The organism is Halobellus sp. Atlit-38R (genome assembly GCF_003665925.1).
Lineage (GTDB): Archaea > Halobacteriota > Halobacteria > Halobacteriales > Haloferacaceae > Haloquadratum > Haloquadratum inordinatus.
Genome location: NZ_QXIJ01000189.1, coordinates 1 through 533, shown reverse-complemented (window position 1 = coordinate 533; position 533 = coordinate 1). Strand labels below are relative to the sequence as shown.

1 protein-coding gene is annotated in these 533 nt (G+C 52.5%); it reads right to left on the bottom strand.

What is annotated here, in order from left to right; genetic code table 11:
- Window positions 1-101: 101 nt before the first annotated feature.
- A partial coding sequence (locus D3D02_RS18870) for a site-specific integrase (RefSeq protein ID WP_147435743.1) occupies window positions 102-533 on the bottom strand: 432 nt, incomplete at its 5' end.

Genomic DNA, 533 nt, shown 5'->3' with positions numbered 1-533 from the left:
GTCAGAAACGCTAATTCCTTCGCCTAAGCCCTCGGGGGTTGATTCTCGCACGTTTTCTTAGAGGTATTTGACAAAAATAAGTTGACCGGGGAACTAATCCTCTACCAGATTTGTTCCACCGCCGTAGATCGCATCTCGGAGTCCGAGTGTAGGTACTTCATCGTCGTCGTCACGCTCTTGTGACGAAGTTGCTCCTTCGCATGATGTGGGCCGACGTGGTTCGCCCAATGGGTCGCCACACCGTGCCGAATCGAGTACCACGTAATCTCCTTGTGTTCTGGAATCGGCACATCTCCCTCCTCAATGAGTCGAGTCAATAGGTAGTTACACGACTTCGAACTGTACGGAGTCGCCTTCTTTGTCAACCACAACTCGTCGCGGTCTTGGTACTTGTCGTAGGTGGCACGCTCATTGAGCCAGCGACGAAGCACCTTGACCGTTCGGTTCTTCAGCGTACAGTTCCAGTGAGCCTCGTTCTTCGTCGACTCATCCTTCGGGATGTTCAACTCGTGAGCCTCCAGATTCACCCAATC